This window comes from Parabacteroides sp. KHUB-01 (assembly GCF_056640935.1).
On record NZ_CM153256.1, the window covers coordinates 916731 to 935855 of the forward strand.

Consider the following 19125-nt stretch of genomic DNA (forward strand, 5'->3'; position numbering starts at 1 on the left):
TATTTTCTGTTCCAACGGATTTGCAATCCGTTGGTTGGTTTTGGTGGATTTGTAATCCACATTAATTGGAACGGGATTGCAAATCCCGAATTTAATCAACATTGGATTACAAATCCAATGGAAAGAGCAAAAGATGTTCGTGGTGGTCTGAGGTTGTAAATGGTTGGGACGAAGGAAGCCCTGAATGGGCATAACTGATGGAAGTTCACCCATTCAGAGCCTTCCTCTCCGACACAAACCTCTTCAATAAAAAAGTCAAGAAATAAGGGAAAGTATAGAACTTACCGTTGAAACCTATATTCTTATATCCTAACTTGATGCCATATTTAACATCAGGATATTTATCATCACTTAGCAGCTTGTTCAATGATGCTGTGGCGCCATCATTAGCTTTTACTTCCACAGGAATAAGGGAATCAGCATCGCGCACAAAGAAATCCATTTCAAGAGAGGGCTTGTCGCTACTATAATAGTAGAGATTATATCCTTGCTTTACCAACATATCCCCAACTATATTCTCATATATAGCTCCTTTATATGTACCCAGATTTTTATTGACTCTCAAATCTTCTTGCGCTTCTTCATCGAGTGACGCAATCAAAAGTCCTGTATCTTTGTAATAAATCTTATATAGTTTAGGATCATAATTGCCCTTAATGGGAAGTTCCAGTTGATTCAAACAATAACAAATATTGATTTTCACATAACCAATACCACAAAATATAAACAATTTCACATTTTCCAGATGAATTACCATTTATTTTTCACATTTTCCCTTTGTATTTGGCTGTAAAAATCACATTTCCCCCGAATATAATCCATGCTTTTGCACATAAGGCTTTCACGATACCTTCTCAACTTCTCCTCTCAAAATCCTTTGAAAGGTTCGGACTCAGAAAAGGACAATTCCGGAATATTAAAAGAGAACATTGAACGGTCATAATAATATGCTGACTCCTGAGGCAATAAGAATGGTTTGGAAATCATTCCATTCTCATCAACATGGGCAATAAATGGGCGGGTGAACTGTCCATCGAGGCGGCGGGAAGAGAATACAATCCACCGGGAGTTACTGCTCCAGGAATGATAGCTCTCAACATCATTGCTATTAGCCATTTTTATATCAAGAAATTCTTTTGATTCCATATCCATCATCTTCAAGTCCGCATCCTTATGCCAAATGGAGAAATTACCATAGGCGGAAGTGGTGAAAAGAAGGTATTTTCCGTTTGGAGAAACTCTTGGGAACTTAACGCTGCAACCGTTTGCGGCAGCATTGTATAATGTGTCGATTTTATTTCCAAGAGCCCCTGTTTCAGGATTGAAATCTATTTCCAGAAGATTATATTTTACGTCTTTGTATCTTTCCGGCATAGCGACTGAATCGGCACTGCAGAAAATCAGTTTTCTGCCATCCGGACTGAATGCGGGGAATGTTTCAAACTTATCCGCAGCTGATATAATATCCGGGGAAATAACTTTTTTAGTTTTCATATTATATAGCACGACATCCGACTTCACATCATACACCTCAATACGGTTTGCATCCGAGAAATGAAAGTCCTGGTGAGTCTCATTGGTCGAAAAGGCTATCCATTCTCCTGAAGGGTGCCAGTAAGGATAGACCAAAGTTATCTCTTCGCCATTTTTATTATAGCTTATTTTCTCCAGTTTTTCACCGTTGCTGACATAGGTCCCTGCATAATACATTCTCTGATGGAAAAGCACTTTCTTTCCGTCGTTTGCACAGAAGGAATGGCAATTCACACAATTGTTATTGGTGAGTTTGTTTGTAAGCAATGTTTTTTCCTCAAAATTTTCAAGACATCTCTGATAGATTCCCATTTCGTTCCACATACGGTATCCGGGGAATATGCGTCGGTATGTGAGATATGAATCTATGGAATCCGGAGAAACATGTATTTCAAATGTCTTTTTCTTCCATGATTGATTGGGAGCTTTGAAATATACAACAGCAGAAATGCTACTTCCTGCAGCAGATGCCGCAAGCTTGTGCCAACGAGACAAAGACATAGAGAAGCATCCACCATCTGCTGTCACCGTCTCCTCTAAAGATACGGACTTAAAAACAGCTACTCCTTCTTCCAGCTCTGATTTTAGACGGAAATTCAACGGTGAGATATTTACAGGAACAGTCACATCCTGATAGTCCGGAAACATTTCCACATCAGTTTCCTGAGCATCAGAAGGAACATTAGGCTTGCATGAGGCGAAAAGCAGGCAGAATGCTGCGAAAAGTATATAATATATTTTCATCATTTCCCTTTGTTCTTGAATATTTTGAAATAATAATAAAACCAGTATGTGTCTCCAAATTCATTATAAATTGCTGACACGTCTCCGTTATTTTTCGAAAAATGAGCCATGACCTTGCGGAAAGACTCGAATCTTTGCCTTGTTTTATCAGATACCAGATTGTTGGAAACAGAATCACTGCCTTCAATCAAAAGAGCTTCCTGGAAATGACGAGGCAAATGTTCTACTCCGGATTCTTCAATATAACTGTTGAATTTACTCAGGTTCTTATCCAACAGATAATAACATCCGAGATATTCCCACCCTATTCTGTTTTCAGCGGTGTGGACATTCCAAAGTTTCTCTGTAGTCATCAACGACATCAGATTATCCAATGAATCGGGCGGTATGATTTTTCCTTTCAATTCAGGATTATCAGCTATTCGCTCCGGTTCAGACAAATATCCGGAATATTCGTCTGCCCATTCTTTATAAAACGGCATTTGTTCCAATAAAGCAATATATTTACCAGCGAGGGCATACTCTCCACGAAGCAGATTTATTTGCACCAGGCGGCGCAAGGCTCTTGTGTTACCTCCTCTTTTGGACTGAGTCATAGCATCGAGGGCATAGCTTTCGGACATTGCCAAATCGCCGGTCATAAAATGTATGTCGCAAAGAAGATTGTCCATATACAAAGTCCTGTTCCATGGAGCAACCAGGCTTTTGGGACCTTTCTGGTCAAAGGCAAACATATTCTCTGCCAACATACCTTTCTCAGCCAAAGCCATATTCAAATAATTGAGGCTTATATAATCATTTATGTTCCTATTCTTATATTTGTTTATTATGGCATCCCACTGTTCTTCGTCAGAGAGGAACGACAGCTCATTGAGCATTCTGTTCTGCTTGTCCGTATTGTCCGGCATATTGCATGAAAGTGTGAAAAACAATGCTCCGAAACAAAGGACTGAAGCTATATCTTTTTTGGTTTTGGAATTGAGAAAACTTAATGCGAAGGAAATAAAAACAACCACTAGCAAAATAACGCAGAAAATCATCCATGCGTAATTGATATAATAATCGGGCAAGAGCTGTATCTCAAGATATTCTTCCGGTTTGAATGCTTCGGTGAAAGGCACATATAATCCTAATTCTACGGGAAACAATAAAACTATCAAAGCAGGGAAAAGACTTGCCAACGGATAAAAGCGAAGATTACTTTTTGCGTGAAGCGTAATAGAATAAACTGACAGGAATATAGAATAATATATGGCTATGTTTCCACCCAGAACAAATAACAATACTGTAGAAAACAAAGAATACAGTGTTATCATTATTCTGTCTTTCATATACAGCAAAGGGATAACTGATAGCAGCATAAACAACAAGGCTACATTCCCATCAATCAGATAATTATTTCTTATACCTACGTTCATCAGCCAACATACGGGGATAAGCGACAGAGGGAAATTGTAGCAATAGTTATTGTATTCCTGCAGCAGACGGTTTATTACAGCGCTGACAGATATTAGCAGAGCCGTATTGACTAATACTGAAAACATCGGTAAATGATAACATTGTATCAGAAACTGACCAACAAAGGCAATGAAGCCTCCGGGCACCAGATATTGTTCACTGATATTCCACAATGCAGGAATAAACAGCTGGCTTTCCTCCTGATAACGGAAAACAAACACTCCAAAAACCAGGAAATAATAAAACACCAGCAACGAGGCAATAAGCCAGACAGATTTTTGTTTCCAGTTCATTTACTTAAAATAATGAAGTTTCGCAAGCTCAATTTCCAGTTAACAAGAGACTTGCGAAACTTAAATTATAAATATTTCGCAAGCCCTTACAAGAAGAGCTTGCGAAACTAAAAATTCAATTATTTTCCACCATAACCTGGGTTCTGTTCCAAAAGGTTGTTTGCACCAATTACACTATAGTGAATTGGAAAACGATTCAAGTTAGCATCGTTTGTAGCCTTGTGATCCCACCAGTCTTCAGTTACATATGCATTCCAGCGAACCAAGTCTGTGCGACGGCGAGCTTCGCCAATGAACTCAAGTTTCCATTCCTTAAGCATTCTGTATTTATCCAGATTTGTTGCTGTTACAGGGTCTGGGTCAACACCACCTTCGAAATAACGTTTACGCACTTCGTTGATTAATTTAGCCGCACCTTCCTTGTCTCCAGCTCTCATCTTACATTCTGCAAGAGTATAATATATTTCAGCCAATCGGATAACAGGAATATCAGGGTTGAACATTTCCTTATATTCATCCTGGTTAGGACGAGGACTGCGTTTTACAAGACGTACACCAGAGTTTTCTTCTGCATTTGCAATAGTTGATTTCAAATCTTTAACGCTCTCAAACTCTGTTCCGACCTTTGCGAAATATGCAATCTGATCTCTAATAACCAATGGTTCACCAATATATTCACGAGCACCAGTACAAACGAAATTCTCATTATCCGGATTTACAAGCTCACCAACCAAGAACATACCTCTGTATTTAGCACCACTTTCATATACATATTGCTGTTTACGTACATCCTTGTCATTGAATCCTTCATAATTATTTCCAAGATTATAATCATAAAGATTTCCTTCAGGGTCACGTCCAGGCAACAAACAACAACCATTGTTTGCTCCAGAATCCTTCAATCCACCCAAGAAATCCTTAAAGTTATAAGGCATAGAGAATGCCCAATAAGCTCCGTCAGTTTCAAGTTTAGCATTTTCGCTAGGTAAAGTCCATAATATTTCAGTACATGTCTCGTTTCTAAATCCGAAAATATCAGTCCAATCCTTAGCCAATGCATACTGTCCGTATTTACCATCAATAATATCCTGACAGATTTCAGCAGCCTCAGCATACATAGGCTTTTTGATATAGGCTTCTGCATTAAAATATAATTTAGCTTTTAAAGCAGCACCTACAGCCTGATGTATTACGTTAGTTTCCATACCTCCTAACTCTGTTTTTACAGGAAGAAGAGGAATTGAAGCTGTAAGCAAAGAATCAATAAAATTGAAAGTTTCCACATCTGTTGAACGAGGCAAAACATCACTTTTTGTTGTTTTGTACAAAGGAACGCCTCCGAAAAAGTCAAGACCATCTAAATAGAAACTTGCCACCAATGTATTCAACTGATTCATCATAGATTCGCGAGTTCCCTCTTCGAATCCCAATTTATCAAAATCAACACTTTCCAAATCTTCTTTTGCATCCCATGCCAAAGCTATACCCATTGAAAAGTTTGTCCAACCTCTTTCGATAGAAGTCATATCTTCAGTGTACTGATGGTGATGGAATTTCTGATAAACAGCACCATTATACCAGTCACTACCACGTGTAGGAACACAAAACTCATCTGTACCTAACTCCTGAAGCTCCCATCTTGGAGCATCCTGTCCAATCCACCAACGCCAGTGAGTGAAAGGACGGTTGAAGCGTTCCCAAACTGCATCCTGCGATGTATAAAAAGTTTCAGGTACAACTTGAGAATAAAAATCAGGCTCAACAGAGCAAGAAGTAGCTACTGCCACTAAAGATATACCTGCTAATAATAATTCTTTTATTTTGTTTGTTTTCATTTCAGTTTAAGATTTAAAATGTTACTTGAAGACCTAATGTGTAAGTACGTACCTGAGGATATATACTCCAGAACTTTTCAGTTCCTCTATCCCATCCAGCAATATCTACTTCCGGATTAACACCACTATAACCTGTCAATGTACAAACATTACCTACTGTTCCATAAACTCTCAAGTTATTTACCCACTTGGTATATTTACTCATATTTAAAGAATATCCAAGAGTGATAGCATCAATCTTCAAGAATGTTCCATCTTCCAAATAATAGTCGCAAGACTGTTTTTCTCCACGAACTTCATTGAATTTTCCATAAGCATCCTTCAACACGTTACATTCGTCAACACCCTGAATACCGAAATACATATTGATAGTATTGTATACATCGAAGTCGATCCAGCTACGCATGTTGATACCTAAATCCCAGTTCTTGTATGTGAAAGTATTATTCCATCCCAACATTATTTTAGGCACATAATTACCCATATACTGCTTGTCGGCTTCAGTCTTTTCATCTGCAGGAATTACTTCGCCATCCTTATTATAAAGCAAGAAGTTTCCGTCTTCATCAAATCCTGCAAATTTCCAAATATAGAAAGATCCAATAGTAGAACCTTCTTCCATACGGGCAATATCACCAGGGCTACCAGGAGCAGGAAGACCATTACCATTGTAATAAGTATTGTTACCCCACAATGTAAGAATCTTACCTGTGTTGTGGCTTAAGTTCAGATTTGATGTCCATGTGAAATCTTTAGTCTGAATTATATTAGCACCGATTTCAAATTCCCAACCTTTACTTTCCATAGCACCAATATTCTGCCATTGTGTATCAATAGTATGAGGTGGCTGCGGAACTTTAACGCTATAAATCATATTATCGATTTTACGGCGATAATAGTCGAACTTACCATAAACTCTGTTGTCAAACAAAGAATAATCAATACCGACATTCCACTCTTTCTTCTCCTCCCATCCTAAATTAGGATTGATATTTTGGCTCTTGCCATATGAATATGCCCATGTACCATCAGGCAACATCCAATAAACATCAGAGCCTAAAGTATTAGCCATATATGACGAGCTGAAGTTATTGTTACCGGTAACACCATAACCAAAACGAAGTTTCAAGTCATTTACCCATGAAATATCTTTCATAAACTCTTCGTTGGAAATACGCCAACCACCAGACAAAGACCAGAAGTTTGCCCAACGGTTATCGGCAGCAAACTTTGAAGAACCTTCGTGACGGATTGAAGCTGTCACCATATATTTATCTTTATATGAGTAATTTGCACGTGCAAAGAATGATAGCAAACGTTCAGTAATGTTCTTACCAGAGCCCATACTTGCCTTACCATCACTCAAATAAGAACCCTTACCCAAATCCCAGAATTTTACACCTTCTACTTCGAAATTATAGTTTTCTGCAAAGAAATTCTCTCCATTTGTTTCAAAATAAGAATAACCAGCTGTTGCATTCAAACTATGATCTTCCGAGAATGTTTTCAAATATGAAAAATATCCTTCTGAAGTAAGGTTTTCAGTCTTGCTGAAAGCAAGTTTTGCCCAGCCATTACGCTTATTATTAACTTCATCAAGGTGGTATCTTGAACGGAATCCATGATATTCCCATTGCCTGTTTTCATAACCCAATACTTGAGTATATGTTAAACCTTCAATAGGTTTGATATTTAATTTCATTGAAACTTCCGGTTTGAACCATTTGTCAAGCGCTTCATTTGTTGTAAGTTTTGAATTAGCTACAACGTTATAGTCCAAAGTTTCACCAGTCCAAACGTTATATCCGCTTTCACTATCAGGATCATATGGAGAACGTGTTGGATTATTTCTTAGTGCCTGCTGGAAATTAGGATAGTTATCATTTCTCCATGCCTGACGATAATCAATATTTGGACGGATTTCCAACCAACCATCAAATAGCTTAAAGTTTGCATTTACACGACCCCCATAATCCTGTCGTGAATCTTCAATTGCTATACCCTGGTTGTCTTCATAAAAGAAAGAAGTATAAATCTGTGCATTCTCAGTACCAGCTTCCAATGCCAGGTGATGTTTGTGAGAGAAATTGTTATGATTGATCATTTCATCCCACCAGTCAACATTATCTCCATAATCCTTACCGACCTTATATTGGCGATATTCATCAGGTGACAACATTTCAGGTTTACCATAATCCTGTTTTTTACGCAATTCTGTACTATAAGTAAGCTTAACTTTTCCGTTAGTATTTGATCCACTTTTTGTAGTAATCAAAATCACACCTGAAGCAGCACGTGTACCATAGATTGCTCCTGCAGAAGCATCCTTCAATACATCAATAGACTTAATATCATCCTGATTAAGTGAACGAATATCACCTCCAGGGAAACCATCAATTACAATAAGAGGAGATTTTCCGGCATTGATTGAAGTCATACCACGAAGCTGAATTGTTGTACCAGCATTGGCACTACCATTATTCTGAATTAGCAAACCGCTGATACGACCTTGCAAGGAAGCAGTAACATCTGAGCCTCCAACACCTTTCATCATATCTCCAGCAGAAAGTGAAGTTACGGCACTTGTAACCTGTTTCTTTTCCATTGTACCATAACCAACAACTACAACTTCTTCCAAAGACTGTGAATCTTCTGCCAAAGAAACATTCAAAATTGATTTATTTCCAACTGGAACTTCTTTTGTCTGGTAACCAATATAAGAAATTTCAAGAATTGCATTCGCTGGAACATCCTGTAAAGTGACCATACCATTCATATCTGTCACATTTCCATTCGTTGTCCCCTTTACAATTACATTAGCACCAATCAACGGTCCAGCTTCATCAGAGACAACGACCTGAATGGCTTTGTTCTTCTGCGTAACAGACTCATTTACAACAAAATACCCCCCCCGATTTGATTCTGAGGCAAAAGTACTTAAAGACGTAGTTAACAACAATCCTGAGGTTAGCAAGACAGCATTTGTTGCTAGTAATACTTTACGTCCACTCTCTTTTTTACAATAATTTTCCATTCTCTTACTAAAAAATTAGATTTGGATTAACTTAAAAATTTAAGGTATTTTCACAGCATAAATGCTGCACTCTTTTTTGATGCCGCAATATTAGCGAAATTATTATATATGGACAAAACTTTTATATCGTTTTTTTAATAAACTTTTCAATAATACAAGTTAAATATAAGAGTTACAATATATAAGCTTAACAAGTTTAAAAATAAAAAAACACACACATTCAAGGCAAAGCCATTAAATGTATGTGTTTTCTGAAATATTGATTTATGCCCAAAACGGCACAAATTATATCAAGACCTTTTTATTTTACAGGTATCTTATCAATTCTTCTCTGGTGTCTTCCGCCTTCATAAGGAGTCTGGAAAAATGCGTCGACAGCTTTTACAGCCTCTTCGTTGGAAATAAAGCGACCAGGCATAACCAACACGTTAGCATCGTTATGTGCACGCGCCAATCCCGCAATTTCTGCATTCCAGCAAAGAGCCGCACGAACTCCCTGATGCTTGTTCAGAGTCATGCTGATTCCATTACCTGAACCACAGATTGCAATTCCCGGATACACTTCTCCTGCCTCGATTGCAAAGCCAAGAGGATGTGCGAAATCAGGATAATCACAACTTTCTGTAGAATGTGTTCCAAAATCTTCAACTTCTAGACCTCTGTCCAAAAGCAACTGCTTTACATATTCCTTCAGTTCGAAACCTGCATGGTCACAACACAAACCTATTTTCTTCATTACAACATTTCTTTTACTTGTTTATAAACATTTGCAGCTGTGAATCCAAGTTTCTCATCCAAAACTTTATAAGGAGCTGAGAAACCGAAAGAATCCAATCCCCAAACTTTTCCGTTAGGTCCAACCAAACCTTCCATATTCATTGGCAATCCGGCTGTCAAACCAAATACTTTGGCTCCTGACGGAATGATTGATTCCTGGTATTCCTTGCTCTGGCTGCGGAACAAACCTTCTGAAGGAACTGAAACAATACGCAACTTAACACCTTCGGCACGCAACAAAGCTGCACCTTCGAACAATGTTGATACTTCTGAGCCAGAAGCAACCAAAACTACATCAGGATTTGCATCATCGCTAACAACATAAGCTCCTTTTTCGGCTTTCAATGCTTCTGCATATCTGTCGCCTTCGCAAGGAAGGTCGTTTACGTTCTGTCGTGAAAGAATCAAACCTGTTGGAGTTGACATATTTTCCATTGCCATTTTCCATGCAACAATTGTTTCTTTTCCATCAGCAGGACGAAGAACCAGCATTGAGTTATGTCCCTTATGATTCTTAAGTTTTTCCATCAGACGAACCTGAGCTTCCTGTTCAACTGGTTCGTGAGTAGGACCATCTTCACCTACACGGAAAGCATCGTGAGTCCAAATAAATTTAACAGGCAATTCCATCAATGCAGCCATACGGATAGCAGGCTTCATATAATCAGAGAATACAAAGAATGTTCCGCAAGCGGCAATAACACCACCATGCAATGTCATACCGATACAAATACAAGCCATTGTAAGTTCGGCTACACCTGCCTGGAAGAATGCTCCAGAGAAATCACCTTTTGTGAAAGCATGAGTTTTTTTCAAGAAACCATCTGTCTTATCAGAATTTGACAAGTCAGCAGAAGAACAAATCATGTTTTCTACCTGTTCTGCAAGAACGCCCAAAGCAGAAGCAGAAGCTACACGAGTTGCAGCATTTGCTTTTGTTTCAATCTTTGACCAATCAATGTCAGGTAACTTGCCAGAGAACCAAGCTTCAAGTTTTGCAGCTTTTTCAGGATTAGCCTTCGCCCATTCAGCTTTTGCTGCATAACGTTCAGCAACGATTGCTTCGAGTTCTTTTTCTCTTGCAGCATACAACTCTGCAACTTCAGGGAAAATAGTGAATGGAGCTTCAGGATTTCCTCCAAGATTTTTGATAGTTTCCTCAATAGAAACACCAGCAGCTGAAAGAGGCTGTCCGTGTGTAGAAACCTTATTTTCGTAGCTACTACCATCAGCGCCAAGAGCACCTTTACCCATCAAAGTGTTACCGATGATAAGAGTTGGTCTTTCTTTTTCAGCTTTTGCTTCAGTAAGAGCCTGGCGGATTTCAGCGACATCATTACCGTTGATTGTGATTACCTTCCAACCCCAAGCTTCATATTTTAATGCTACATTTTCTGTAGTAATTTCTTCAACAGTTGTAGATAACTGAATATTATTAGCGTCATAGAACATAATAAGGTTATCCAACCCTAATGTTCCAGCAACACGACCGGCACCTTGTGAGATTTCTTCCTGAACTCCACCATCTGAGATATAGGCATAGATAGTCTGACCCATCACTTCTTTACCCAAACGTGCTTCAAGGAATTTTGCGGCAATTGCAGCACCAACAGCATAAGTATGACCTTGTCCCAACGGACCGGAAGTGTTTTCGATACCACGCATAACATCAACTTCAGGATGTCCTGGAGTGACACTTCCCCACTGACGGAACTGCGCCAGTTCTTCCAACGAGAATTTACCTGTCAATGCAAGAACAGAATAAAGCATAGGAGACATGTGACCCGGATCCAAGAAAAAACGGTCACGTCCTTCCCACTTAGGATTCTTTGGGTCGTAGATCATAAATTCTGAAAACAGAACATTTACGAAATCTGCTCCACCCATAGCACCGCCCGGATGTCCGGATTTTGCTTTTTCTACCATTGATGCAGCCAAAATACGAATGTTATCAGCTGCTTTGTTCATTACTTTAATGTCGTTCATCTTGCTAATATGTTGTTTTCTTTTGCAAAAATAGGGATAATTCGTGTGTTTAGCAAAACGATTATATCAGAATTAGCCTATCAAAGTGAAAAATAATATCCTTGCTTAAGCAGTTTCTGGTATTTATCCACATTAAACGTATAGTAGTAAGCTCCTCGTTTTGAACCTGTTCTATCTTTTTCATCCAGTTTTTCCAAAATATCCATCGCATATAATTTCTTTCTGAAATTACGTTTGTCCAATGGAGTCTGATAAATCACTTCGTAAAGACTTTGTAATTGTGGTAAAGTAAATTTTTCAGGAAGCAAACGGAATCCTATTGGAAGTGTTGCTGCTTTTCGACGCAATATAGCAAGAGCATCTTCTATCATATTCTTATGGTCGAAAATCAGTTCAGGCAATTCTGTTATCTTAACCCATTGTGCATTGTGTTCTTTCAATAATTCTTCATTGAAATCGACCATATCTACCAATGCATAATAAGCTACCGATATTACTCGTTCGCCTAAGTCTCTGTTTACTTCGCCATATGCTCCTACCTGTTCCATATACAAATCATGTATTCCGGAACAATCATTCAACACTCTTATTGCTGCATCATTTACACTTTCGTCTGCCTTAACAAATCCTCCCATTAGCGACCACTGGCCCTGCATAGGTTCAAATTTTCTTTTATACAACAGCACATTCAAATCTTTACCGCTAAATCCGAGAATAATACAGTCTATTGCTACATGAAATTTTTCTTCACCTTGATAAAACGCTGCTGACATACTTAATAGGTTTAAATTTAAGTTTTTAAGTTTTAAGTTTGAGATGATGACTAGAGATTAAGTTGACGAGCTGACAAATTGATGTCTCAAAATCTCTATCAACTAAAAAAAGAGGCTTCAGTGTGCTTCTCTCAAAAAGGCACCCTGAAGCCTTGTATTGTTTTAATTTAATGTAGTTTTCTAGCACCGTCGCTAATTACCACATTATATAATTTTGGTTCATGACCGAATTTTTCTTTATATGCACTGAATGCTTTTTCGATGAATGCCTCATATTTGTCGTTCTTAACGAGGTTGATTGTGCATCCGCCAAAGCCTCCACCCATCACTCGTGAGCCTGTAACTCCACACTCTTTTGCGATATCGTTCAAGAAGTCCAATTCTTCACAGCTAACTTCGTAAAGCTTACTCATACCATAATGAGTGCCATACATCTTTTCGCCGACTGTTTCGTAATCACCTTTTTCCAAAGCGTCACAAACGTCGAGAACTCGCTGAACTTCTTCAATCACATATTCTGCACGCATGTAATCTTCTTCGCTTACTTCAGCCTTGACTTCTGCAAGCATTTCCATTGTTGCGTCACGAAGGAATTCTACTTCCGGATGTCTTTTCTTGATTGCTGCAACAACGTGTTCACATGACTGGCGACGTTTGTTATAGGCAGAAGAAGCCAATTCGTGTTTAACAACAGAATCCAGAAGGACAAGCTTATATCCTGCAGCTTCAGGATTAAATGGGAAATATTTGTATTCCAAAGAACGACAATCCAAACGGATAAGGCTACCAGTCTTTCCGAACACAGAAGCGAACTGGTCCATAATTCCACAGTTCACACCTACATAATTATGTTCTGTTGACTGACCTATTTTTGCCAGTTCGAATTTATCTATATTTAATGAGAACAAATCATTCAAAGCAAAAGCATATGTGCTTTCCAAAGCTGCTGAAGATGACATTCCTGCGCCAAGTGGAACATCACCGGCAAAAACAGTATCGAATCCTGAAATTTTTCCCCCGCGTTTAATTATTTCACGACAAACTCCGAATATATATCTTGCCCAACTTGCCTTTGGCGCATCTTCTTCATTAAGGCCAAATTCTGCATAATCATTCAAATCTACTGAAAAAGCACGAACCTTGTCTGTTCCATTAAGTTTGATTTCGGCAATCATACCCTTGTCAATTGCTCCAGGGAAAACAAAACCGCCATTATAATCAGTATGCTCACCGATTAGGTTAATTCGACCTGGTGAAGCATATACACTTCCTTCACAATTAAATAACTCCTGGAATTTATTTCTTATTTTCTTCTCCATGGTGTTTTTCTACATTTTTAAGATTAAACATATTGGCAAAGATAAGAAAGTGTTTTGATTTTCAAATAATATAATATGTAAAATTAACACTCGAAGACAACTGTTGAATTATAAACATAAAAAAATCCGGTAACTTTTTGTGTTACCGGATTTTTAGTAATTTAAAGTTGAAATAATTATTTATCTCTGAGAACTTCCAACTATCAGAATATTATTCAACAGGAATATCCTTGTTTACATTGCGGCTTCCTACCAATGCATAATACAACAGGTAAGCCAAACCCAACAATACTACGAAGTAGCTGTTCTGGAAACCTGCAGCATCTGCAACAGCACCCTGAATCAATGGTAGAATACCACCACCGCAAACCATCACCATGAAGAAACCTGATGCAGCAGCAGTGTATTTACCCAAACCTTCAACTGCAAGGTTGAAAATACCACCCCACATAATTGATGTACACAAACCGCAAAGTGCCATGAACATGATTGATACAGGAACTTCAACCATACCGAATGAAAGGCTAGCCAAGAACACAGGCATACTTACTGTAACATCTGTTGGAGCGAAAATTGCGATAAGAATAAAGATCAAACCTACTGTTGAAGCAGAAGTCAACATTGTACGGCTTGAAACCTTAGCACCAATTGAAGCACCGCACAAACGGCCAATCATCATCAAGAACCAGTATGTACCAACCAAACTACCAGCAATTGTCGGGTCAATACCCAAATCTGATGTTGCAAACAAGTTCATAAAGTTAGGAATACCAACTTCAACACCTACATAGATAAAGATACCGATTGTACCCAAGATGAAGTGACGGAATGAGAAAGCACTGTGTGTATCTGGTGTAGCTGATTTTTCTTCCTTAACCATGTGAGGTTCCGGAATTTCCATTGCAAACAAAACAACAAATACCACTGCGAAGATACCCATTGCAAGGAACAATGCTGGACTAGCGTCATTAATAGTTGCTTTTGCAGCATCACCCATCAAATAACCAACCAATACAGGAACGATTGTTGCACCGATTGAGTTTACAGAACCTGCAATCTGGATAAGCTGGTTACCTTTGTTACCACCACCACCAAGAGTGTTCAACATTGGGTTTACAACTGTATTCAACATACACATTGAGAAACCTGAGATAAATGCACCTGCAAGATAAACAGCATAGCTACCTACCTGACCTGACAAATAAGAAATTGCCACGCCAACAAAACCTACAATAATAGCAGCCAAAGCTGTTTTCTTGTAACCAATCTTCTGCAAAAGCATACCTGCAGGCATACCCATAAATGCATAAGCAATGAAGTTAGCAGCATTACCCAACTGAGACATAAAGTTGCTGGCTGCAAACTGATTCTTAACAATGACCCCCATTGGGTTCTGCAAACCCGTTACGAAAGAGATCATGAAAAACAATGCCACCATCATAATGATAGGCAATGTGTAATTTTTCTGATTTGTTGATTCCATGTTTTTAGGTTGTTTTATGTTTATATTTATAATTACTTATTCTTTACTATAGTTAACCGTCAACTTACGCTTACGCTTCGTTAACCGAAAACTTATACACTGTCTGGCTTTCAAATTCTTCGCCCGGACGCAAAATTGTAGAAGGATATTCAGGTTTGTTAGGGCTATCCGGGAAATGCTGTGTTTCAAGACACAATGCCGCACGTTCAGGATAACGCTGTCCATTCTTTCCCTCGAAGTTTCCTGTCATCCAGTTTCCTGTATATAACTGAACACCTGGCTCAGTTGTATATGTTTCCATAACAATACCTGTTTTCGGAGACTCACAACGAGCGCAGAAAGAAAATTCATTTCCTTTCTTATTTAATATATATGTATGGTCATATCCTTTTCCAAAAACAAGCTGTTCGAAAGAATCATTTATTCTCTCACCTACAGTATGTGGAGTACGGAAATCCATAGGAGTTCCTTCCACCTTTTCTTTTGGTCCGTAAGGAATTGCCACATCATCAGTCGGGAGATAATAATCTGCATTAATAGTCAGCAGGTGGTCGCCAATATATGGATCACCGGCACCAGACAGATTAAAATATGAATGATTTGTAAGATTCAGAACTGTAGGTTTAGAAACTGTTTAAATTTTATTCAAAAATAATTTTATGGCAGCGATATGCATCATGGCTTCGTGCGTATCGGCCCTGTATTCATAGTCAATGGTCAGTCTCCTGAAGTTCTCGAGCCATGAGAAAGTGCGCTCGACAATCCATCTTTTTGGCATGGGGACAAATCTGTCCGTCCGTTTGTCGGACCTGAGTACGACATCCAGGTCGCAATGCAGCAGTCTCTTGACCGTGTTCCTGACAGTCTCGCCCCTGTAACCTCCGTCCGCCAGAATCCGTTTCAGCCCCGGGAATTTGTATCTCATGGATTCGAACACCTCTTCCGCCCCTACGCTGTCATGGACATTTGCCGGATGGACTCTCACTGACATGGGCAGCCCCAGTGTGTCAACCACTATGTGCTCCTTCCTGCCCTTTATCTTTTTGTTTCCGTCTATTCCCCTTTGACCATCAATATGATGGGAGGTCCTGACACTCCTTGAGTCGATGATCCCAAGGCTGGGACTCTCCGCCCTGCCCGAAAGACGGCGGACAATGCCGCGGAGGGTGTCGAAGATCTCTTCAAGCAGGCCCTCGTTCTTCCACTTGCTGAAATAGTAATACACTGTCTGCCACGGAGCGAAATCCGATGGGAGCATTCTCCACTGCACGCCGGTCTTCACGATGTACAGGATGCCGTCAAAAACAGAGCGCAGTGAATATTTTCTGAATCTTTCTTTGGGGTCTAACATATTTTTTATAACTTGCCACTGTTTATCAGTCAGGTTGGTTGGGTACTTATGCATAACTTTAATGTCTTGATAATCATAAAGTTACGAAAAAAATTCCAATTAACCTACTGATTTACAACTAATTATAAATAAATTTAAACAGATTCTTAGTAGTAGTTGCCTTATAACGTATATAAACTTCGTTATCATCTGAGAGATGATATACAACAGTTACAGAAAGCTCACCAGGAAAACCCTCTTCACCATCAGCAGAGACATAATTAAGTTCTACTGTCTGTGCATCAATCTGTTTCATATCCCATACCACGGCGTTGAAACCTTTCAATCCACCATGCAGACTGTTAGGACCGTTGTTTATGGCCAGCTTATCATACACAACACCATCTATTTCAAAACGTCCTTTTGCAATACGGTTACCATATCTTCCGCAAATCGCACCGAAATAAGGTTCTTCTGATGTAAGATAGTCGTCAATTGAAGCATGTCCTGTAACGACATCAACCATTTTACCATTTTTGTCCGGAACCATCAAAGACACTATCTTTGCGCCATAGTTAAGGACTGCGACTTCAGCCCCGGCTTTATTTACCAAAACACATAATCTGGTATCCTTGCCATCAATATGTTTCTCATAATTTGCCAATGACAAACCTGAGTTTGTATATTCGTTTTCCATGTATATTACCTTAAGTTATTTCTAAAATTGTGTGTAAAATTAATAACTTCCTCGATTATGCAACAATTAAAAATCATGTTTTAGAGCATTATTTTCACAACATCACGAGCCAACGATACAGTAGTAAATACATAAACAAGCTGATTTTAGCTTAGATACAATATACATTACACTTGAATAAAAAAACACGTATTTTCTATGATTTTTATCTAATTCCAAAGAAAAACGTATCTTTGTTATGAATAATTATACTATAACTGAAGTTTCGTAAGCTCTACTTACAGCTAACGAGTTGGCAAGATTACAAGTTTACTATATTTCTTATATAATTATGTAAGGAGTAATAAGTGTTTACCTTGTCAACTTTTGAATCAAGTAACTTGCGAAAATTAAGTTAACTTCTAATATAACTGCTGCATGTCATATAATATGCAGAACTTAATATAATAATATATATGTCAGACCAGGAATATTCTTTCAAACGTTTCAACGAACTATTCTCAAAAGAGAAGCATATACACATACTGGAGCGTCGTGTTTCTTTGGAGACACAAATGGATTATTTCAAGCATTCAGAGATTACCAGAATTGAGGCAAAAAAAATTCCTTTTCCCGACAGCCAATGCGAAGAGTTGAATAAAGAGTTGTATGATGAGCTTGAAATAAAACCTCCATATACAGAAATAGATCAAGAATACATAAAATGTATCTTATCGGAGCTTGCCATATCCAAAAATCCTTTGGCATATAATTTTATCAAAGAATTTCTTAAACATACTGATGACGATGAAATTCTGGACTGGGGTTCTCTTGCCTTGATGGAATGTAAAATAAATCTGGCATCTGACTTGACCGGAGAAAAACAAGTGTACATATCAACAGGACTGGGCGGACGAGGCAAAAGCCTCCGCTTCTGTATATTACTTATGTCTGCCGACAAAAAAGATTTACAGGATTACGAAATACAGATTGTGGAACGTGAAGCTTCTTTTGCAATGAACCACGCTGAGTCGGAAATCGAATATATAAGAAACGGACAAAAATATATTCTTATCATGGCTCTGGTTTCATATAAGGTAAACATAAAAACGTTGGTTGAAAATCTTATTGTTGAATGTAACCAGTATGGAAATTTCCTATCAAATATATTCACTATAACCAATGTGAAAGAATTTACTGACGAAGAGATTGAAGAAATAATCAACAAGAATGAAGACAAAAACGGAGATAATTAAATACGCCATTGTTGGATTAAGCAACACAGCTGTTACAGCAATAACAATCTGGATTCTTACCAAATGTTTTGGAATATCAGAGACTACATCAAATTTCACAGGTTATATCGCAGGCCTTGTGAACAGCTTCGTGTGGAACAAACAATGGACTTTCCGCTCTGATGCTGCATGGCTAAAAAGTGCTGTCCGCTTCGCTTTTGCTTTCGCATTAAGTTATATTCCACAATATTTCCTTCTTATTTATCTTAACAAGACACTTTCCATTGATCCATATTACAATCAGCTTATTGCAATGGCATTTTATACGGTGATAAATTTTGTGCTTAATAAGTTTTTTGTGTTTAAGGGTAAGTGATATTATTTAAGTAAAACCTCCTACGCATTTTTCCGTTCTGTTTAAAGACAAAACAGGTTATTCACCCATAAATTATTTCAATCAATTAAAAATCCAACAAGCTTGTCGCCTGTTGGATTTTACAGATATGAAAATTAACCAAGTTTGTTTCAAAATAGGAATAGATGATCCATATTATTTCTCCAGACTATTCAAAAAGGTAATGGGGGTTTCGCCTGTTGAATATAAAAATATGGAGAAAGGATAATCTTTCATTTATTGATTATTCTATAT

13 protein-coding genes and 3 pseudogenes are annotated in these 19125 nt (G+C 38.3%); 3 read left to right on the forward strand and 13 right to left on the reverse strand.

Going from position 1 to position 19125, the window contains the following annotated elements; genetic code table 11:
- Positions 1-205: 205 nt before the first annotated feature.
- The 13 genes and pseudogenes from ACYIAR_RS04250 to ACYIAR_RS04310 all read right to left on the reverse strand — a co-directional run.
- Positions 206-757, reverse strand: a complete 552-nt coding sequence (locus ACYIAR_RS04250; RefSeq protein ID WP_480332289.1) for a DUF4143 domain-containing protein — start codon at positions 755-757, stop codon at positions 206-208.
- 110 nt (positions 758-867) lie between these two features.
- On the reverse strand, positions 868-2280 hold the full coding sequence (locus ACYIAR_RS04255) for a TolB family protein (protein ID WP_480332290.1): 1413 nt from the start codon (positions 2278-2280) through the stop codon (positions 868-870).
- On the reverse strand, positions 2277-4028 hold the full coding sequence (locus ACYIAR_RS04260) for a DUF6057 family protein (protein ID WP_480332291.1): 1752 nt from the start codon (positions 4026-4028) through the stop codon (positions 2277-2279). The genes ACYIAR_RS04255 and ACYIAR_RS04260 overlap by 4 nt, the downstream gene beginning before the upstream one ends.
- A 119-nt stretch (positions 4029-4147) precedes the next feature.
- Entirely contained in the window at positions 4148-5863 is a 1716-nt protein-coding gene (locus ACYIAR_RS04265) for a RagB/SusD family nutrient uptake outer membrane protein (protein ID WP_480332292.1), read from the reverse strand.
- A gap of 13 nt (positions 5864-5876) precedes the next feature.
- A complete protein-coding gene (locus ACYIAR_RS04270) occupies positions 5877-8897 on the reverse strand; it encodes a SusC/RagA family TonB-linked outer membrane protein (protein WP_480332293.1) in 3021 nt (1006 codons plus the stop codon).
- A 301-nt stretch (positions 8898-9198) separates the two neighbouring features.
- Positions 9199-9633, reverse strand: coding sequence for a ribose 5-phosphate isomerase B (rpiB, locus tag ACYIAR_RS04275; protein ID WP_480332294.1), 435 nt, complete (start codon positions 9631-9633; stop codon positions 9199-9201).
- The gene (locus ACYIAR_RS04280) at positions 9633-11660 is read right to left on the reverse strand and encodes a transketolase family protein (RefSeq protein WP_480332295.1); all 2028 of its coding nucleotides are present in this window, start codon (positions 11658-11660) and stop codon (positions 9633-9635) included. Before ACYIAR_RS04280 ends, rpiB begins: the two co-directional genes overlap by 1 nt.
- An 80-nt stretch (positions 11661-11740) precedes the next feature.
- Positions 11741-12433 carry an NUDIX hydrolase gene (locus ACYIAR_RS04285; protein WP_480332296.1) on the reverse strand — a complete coding sequence of 231 codons (693 nt, stop codon included), beginning with the start codon at positions 12431-12433 and terminating at the stop codon, positions 11741-11743.
- Between the two features lie 167 nt (positions 12434-12600).
- Complete coding sequence (galK, locus tag ACYIAR_RS04290) at positions 12601-13752, reverse strand: galactokinase (protein WP_480332297.1); 1152 nt, start codon at positions 13750-13752, stop codon at positions 12601-12603.
- A gap of 211 nt (positions 13753-13963) precedes the next feature.
- Positions 13964-15235 carry an MFS transporter gene (locus tag ACYIAR_RS04295; RefSeq protein WP_480332298.1) on the reverse strand — a complete coding sequence of 424 codons (1272 nt, stop codon included), beginning with the start codon at positions 15233-15235 and terminating at the stop codon, positions 13964-13966.
- Between the two features lie 70 nt (positions 15236-15305).
- Positions 15306-15869 (reverse strand): annotated as a pseudogene (locus ACYIAR_RS04300) (aldose epimerase family protein); the annotation flags it as partial.
- Positions 15870-16640, reverse strand: a complete 771-nt coding sequence (locus ACYIAR_RS04305; RefSeq protein ID WP_270592782.1) for an IS5 family transposase — start codon at positions 16638-16640, stop codon at positions 15870-15872.
- Positions 16641-16731: 91 nt separating this feature from the next.
- A pseudogene (locus ACYIAR_RS04310) lies at positions 16732-17262 on the reverse strand (aldose epimerase family protein); the annotation flags it as partial.
- Between the two features lie 455 nt (positions 17263-17717).
- Here ACYIAR_RS04310 and ACYIAR_RS04315 point away from each other — a divergent pair.
- The 3 genes and pseudogenes from ACYIAR_RS04315 to ACYIAR_RS04325 all read left to right on the forward strand — a co-directional run.
- Entirely contained in the window at positions 17718-18497 is a 780-nt protein-coding gene (locus ACYIAR_RS04315; protein ID WP_480332299.1) for a hypothetical protein, read from the forward strand.
- On the forward strand, positions 18472-18852 hold the full coding sequence (locus ACYIAR_RS04320) for a GtrA family protein (RefSeq protein ID WP_480332300.1): 381 nt from the start codon (positions 18472-18474) through the stop codon (positions 18850-18852). Before ACYIAR_RS04315 ends, ACYIAR_RS04320 begins: the two co-directional genes overlap by 26 nt.
- Positions 18853-18871: 19 nt before the next feature.
- Positions 18872-19099 (forward strand): annotated as a pseudogene (locus ACYIAR_RS04325) (helix-turn-helix domain-containing protein); the annotation flags it as partial.
- Positions 19100-19125 lie beyond the last annotated feature (26 nt).

What these genes read in the sequence shown, in the direction of transcription:
- ACYIAR_RS04250 (WP_480332289.1), bottom strand. Translation starts at nt 757, where the DNA reads ATGGTAATTCATCTGGAAAATGTGAAATTGTTTATATTTTGTGGTATT.
- ACYIAR_RS04255 (WP_480332290.1), bottom strand. Translation starts at nt 2,280, where the DNA reads ATGATGAAAATATATTATATACTTTTCGCAGCATTCTGCCTGCTTTTC.
- ACYIAR_RS04260 (WP_480332291.1), bottom strand. Translation starts at nt 4,028, where the DNA reads ATGAACTGGAAACAAAAATCTGTCTGGCTTATTGCCTCGTTGCTGGTG.
- ACYIAR_RS04265 (WP_480332292.1), bottom strand. Translation starts at nt 5,863, where the DNA reads ATGAAAACAAACAAAATAAAAGAATTATTATTAGCAGGTATATCTTTA.
- ACYIAR_RS04270 (WP_480332293.1), bottom strand. Translation starts at nt 8,897, where the DNA reads ATGGAAAATTATTGTAAAAAAGAGAGTGGACGTAAAGTATTACTAGCA.
- rpiB (WP_480332294.1), bottom strand. Translation starts at nt 9,633, where the DNA reads ATGAAGAAAATAGGTTTGTGTTGTGACCATGCAGGTTTCGAACTGAAG.
- ACYIAR_RS04280 (WP_480332295.1), bottom strand. Translation starts at nt 11,660, where the DNA reads ATGAACGACATTAAAGTAATGAACAAAGCAGCTGATAACATTCGTATT.
- ACYIAR_RS04285 (WP_480332296.1), bottom strand. Translation starts at nt 12,433, where the DNA reads ATGTCAGCAGCGTTTTATCAAGGTGAAGAAAAATTTCATGTAGCAATA.
- galK (WP_480332297.1), bottom strand. Translation starts at nt 13,752, where the DNA reads ATGGAGAAGAAAATAAGAAATAAATTCCAGGAGTTATTTAATTGTGAA.
- ACYIAR_RS04295 (WP_480332298.1), bottom strand. Translation starts at nt 15,235, where the DNA reads ATGGAATCAACAAATCAGAAAAATTACACATTGCCTATCATTATGATG.
- ACYIAR_RS04305 (WP_270592782.1), bottom strand. Translation starts at nt 16,640, where the DNA reads ATGCATAAGTACCCAACCAACCTGACTGATAAACAGTGGCAAGTTATA.
- ACYIAR_RS04315 (WP_480332299.1), top strand. Translation starts at nt 17,718, where the DNA reads ATGTCAGACCAGGAATATTCTTTCAAACGTTTCAACGAACTATTCTCA.
- ACYIAR_RS04320 (WP_480332300.1), top strand. Translation starts at nt 18,472, where the DNA reads ATGAAGACAAAAACGGAGATAATTAAATACGCCATTGTTGGATTAAGC.